The sequence below is a fragment of the Streptomyces sp. NPDC002156 genome, assembly GCF_053593675.1.
Window position 1 is genome coordinate 1 of record NZ_JBSFDA010000364.1, and the last position, 1,590, is coordinate 1,590.

Sequence of the window (1,590 nt, forward strand, 5' to 3'; positions counted from 1 at the left end):
CTGAGACCTGATGCCGAGCCGATTGTGGTGAAGTGGATGATCCTATGCTGTCGAGAAAAGCCTCTAGCGAGTTTCATGGCGGCCCGTACCCTAAACCGACTCAGGTGGTCAGGTAGAGAATACCGAGGCGTTCGGGTGAACTATGGTTAAGGAACTCGGCAAAATGCCCCCGTAACTTCGGGAGAAGGGGGGCCATCACTGGTGAGGAGACTTGCTCTCCGAGCTGGGGGTGGCCGCAGAGACCAGCGAGAAGCGACTGTTTACTAAAAACACAGGTCCGTGCGAAGCCGTAAGGCGATGTATACGGACTGACGCCTGCCCGGTGCTGGAACGTTAAGGGGACCGGTTAGTCACTCTTCGGGGTGGCGAAGCTGAGAACTTAAGCGCCAGTAAACGGCGGTGGTAACTATAACCATCCTAAGGTAGCGAAATTCCTTGTCGGGTAAGTTCCGACCTGCACGAATGGCGTAACGACTTCTCGACTGTCTCAACCATAGGCCCGGTGAAATTGCACTACGAGTAAAGATGCTCGTTTCGCGCAGCAGGACGGAAAGACCCCGGGACCTTTACTATAGTTTGATATTGGTGTTCGGTTCGGCTTGTGTAGGATAGCTGGGAGACTGTGAAGTGGGCACGCCAGTGTCTGTGGAGTCGTCGTTGAAATACCAGTCTGGTCGTGCTGGATGTCTAACCTGGGTCCGTGATCCGGATCAGGGACAGTGTCTGATGGGTAGTTTAACTGGGGCGGTTGCCTCCTAAAGAGTAACGGAGGCGCCCAAAGGTTCCCTCAGCCTGGTTGGCAATCAGGTGTTGAGTGTAAGTGCACAAGGGAGCTTGACTGTGAGACCGACGGGTCGAGCAGGGACGAAAGTCGGGACTAGTGATCCGGCGGTGGCTTGTGGAAGCGCCGTCGCTCAACGGATAAAAGGTACCCCGGGGATAACAGGCTGATCTTCCCCAAGAGTCCATATCGACGGGATGGTTTGGCACCTCGATGTCGGCTCGTCGCATCCTGGGGCTGGAGTCGGTCCCAAGGGTTGGGCTGTTCGCCCATTAAAGCGGTACGCGAGCTGGGTTTAGAACGTCGTGAGACAGTTCGGTCCCTATCCGCTGCGCGCGCAGGAACATTGTGAAGGGCTGTCCCTAGTACGAGAGGACCGGGACGGACGAACCTCTGGTGTGCCAGTTGTTCTGCCAAGGGCATGGCTGGTTGGCTACGTTCGGGAGGGATAACCGCTGAAAGCATCTAAGCGGGAAGCCTGCTTCGAGATGAGTGTTCCCACCCACTAGATGGGTTAAGGCTCCCAGTAGACGACTGGGTTGATAGGCCAGATCTGGAAGCCCGGTAACGGGTGGAGGTGACTGGTACTAATAGGCCGAGGGCTTGTCCTCAGTTGCTCGCGTCCACTGTGTTGGTTCTGAAACCACGAACAACCCCGCCCATAGGTCACATGGGTGGTGCGGTTGATGTGTTTCACCGTGTTTCGGTGGTCATAGCGTGAGGGAAACGCCCGGTTACATTCCGAACCCGGAAGCTAAGCCTTACAGCGCCGATGGTACTGCAGGGGGGACCCTGTGGGAGAGTAGGAC

The 1,590-nt window shown here is 56.5% G+C and carries 2 rRNA genes; both read left to right on the forward strand.

Annotated features, from left to right (window positions below):
* Nucleotides 1-1,392: ribosomal RNA gene (locus ACWCRB_RS49710) — 23S ribosomal RNA — on the forward strand; the annotation flags it as partial.
* A gap of 91 nt (nt 1,393-1,483) precedes the next feature.
* Nucleotides 1,484-1,590, forward strand: a 5S ribosomal RNA gene (gene rrf / locus ACWCRB_RS49715); the annotation flags it as partial.